This window comes from Legionella steigerwaltii, from assembly GCF_001468065.1.
GTDB lineage: Bacteria > Pseudomonadota > Gammaproteobacteria > Legionellales > Legionellaceae > Legionella > Legionella steigerwaltii.
Window position 1 is genome coordinate 1 of sequence record NZ_LNYZ01000036.1, and the last position, 1,676, is coordinate 1,676.

Genomic DNA, 1,676 nt, shown 5'->3' on the forward strand with positions numbered 1-1,676 from the left:
TACTCATCTCAACAAATTGATTTAGTCAAAAGCGCGTAGAATATCACATAAAATCAATAACTTTTAGACGCCAGGGTAATAAAAGCAATTAATAAGGCGCATTTAGAAAAATATTTTACCAATAAAGAAAGAGTCCATTTAGAAGGAGAGCAGCTAGAACGAGCTCTTGCTTTAATTAAAGAGCATTTTCCAAATGATAGACACATTCAGGATTTGGTTGTTGTTAGTGGGGAAGGCAGTTATACAAGACCTTTTCCACATATCCGCACCACAAAGTTTTGGTCTTTAAGCCAAGTTGATCCCAAAACAATGAAGGTGCTGTCACTCCTTGATAAGTCTGATTGTATTGATTTCGATGAGAGGCCGGAAAATAGACTTACGGTGGAAAAACGCAATAATGCACAGTACATTAAACCAAACGCCGCTCCTGTTAACTTCCAAAATGATAATTTCCAACTTATTGTCGTACCTAAAAATCTAAGTCTTTTACAAGAAAAGCTTGATAGTTTGGCGCCAAATGTATCATATAAGTTGAGCTAGAACTTATTGGCGCTCCTCAGTTGTTAGCTGCATATCACTGTGGAGCGCTTCATGTAAAGTAAATGGAGTAAAAAAATATCACAAAGGAAATAATATCAATAAATAATATATTTTTATTGTAAAACGATAAATATTTGCTATCATTTAATTGTCTTATTAACGGATATTTATCATGAAAAAAATAAAAAACACCAGTCATATTCTGTATCTGCTATTTCGTAGTCTTTGCTGGCTTATTCCACTCACGACAACCTTCTTAATCTTATTTAAATTCGATTGGATGTGTCATATAGGGGCCTGGTCTTCCTTGATTTCTGCGGAAAAAATCCATGATCCATCCCATTTTTCTTGGTTGCATCGGGGTGTTTTGTTAGCGATTGAATGGATGCCACTGACAATTACTATTCTAATCTGTCATAAGTTGGCTAAATTATTTAGGTTTTTTGAAAAAGGGTATTTGTTTGAAGAAGAAAATATCAAATTAATTAAAAAGGTAAGTATTTATATGATTTTAGGGGAATTGGTGCAGTTATTTTATCAACCTTTAATGACGGCAGCACTGACATTTAATAATCCTAAAGGAGAGCGTTTTGCCAGTATTACCTTGAATTCAGCAAATTTATCCACTGTAATTACCGCCTTTATTATTTTAGTTGCATCATGGATTATTCAAGAAGCACATCAACTCAAATCTGAAACGCAATTAACAATTTAAGGAATATACTCGTGTCGATTATTGTTAATTTGGATGTGATGATGGCAAAACGCAAATGCAGGCTGAAGGAGCTGGCTGAGGCAATAGGGATTACTGAAGCGAATTTGTCTATTTTAAAAAATGGCAAAGCAAAAGCGATACGCTTTGCAACACTGGATGCAATTTGCACTTATCTGGATTGTCAGCCTGGAGATATTCTTGAATATCAGGTGGAACAACAAGACGATTCAGCAGAGCAAAGTGATCAATTGCCTCTTCTTTTGACGGGAGATGGATAGGGGAAGAGCAACCCTCACCCGCCCTAAGGGCACCTTCTCCCCAAGGGGAGAAGGGATAAATAGGTACAAACCGGGTAGACTGGTAACACTTTAAACCGGGATGATAGGTAACACTTTCTTAGGAGAAAAAGGTGTTACCGATG

General features: G+C 36.3%; 3 protein-coding genes. All 3 read left to right on the forward strand.

All coding sequences use genetic code 11. From position 1 onward, the window contains the following. Window positions 1–213 precede the first annotated feature (213 nt). The 3 genes from Lstg_RS14880 (at window position 214) to Lstg_RS14890 (ending at window position 1,533) form a co-directional block, all read left to right on the forward strand. Entirely contained in the window at window positions 214–540 is a 327-nt protein-coding gene (locus tag Lstg_RS14880) for a hypothetical protein (RefSeq protein WP_058478464.1), read from the forward strand. Window positions 541–712: 172 nt separating this feature from the next. Continuing rightward, entirely contained in the window at window positions 713–1,255 is a 543-nt protein-coding gene (locus Lstg_RS14885; RefSeq protein WP_058478465.1) for a DUF2975 domain-containing protein, read from the forward strand. Between the two features lie 11 nt (window positions 1,256–1,266). Beyond that, window positions 1,267–1,533: a helix-turn-helix domain-containing protein gene (locus Lstg_RS14890; protein ID WP_058478466.1), complete on the forward strand. Its 267-nt coding sequence runs from the start codon at window positions 1,267–1,269 to the stop codon at window positions 1,531–1,533. Window positions 1,534–1,676: the final 143 nt, after the last annotated feature.

Coding starts and splice junctions, on each gene's coding strand:
- Lstg_RS14885 (WP_058478465.1), top strand. CDS start 713: ATGAAAAAAATAAAAAACACCAGTCATATTCTGTATCTGCTATTTCGT.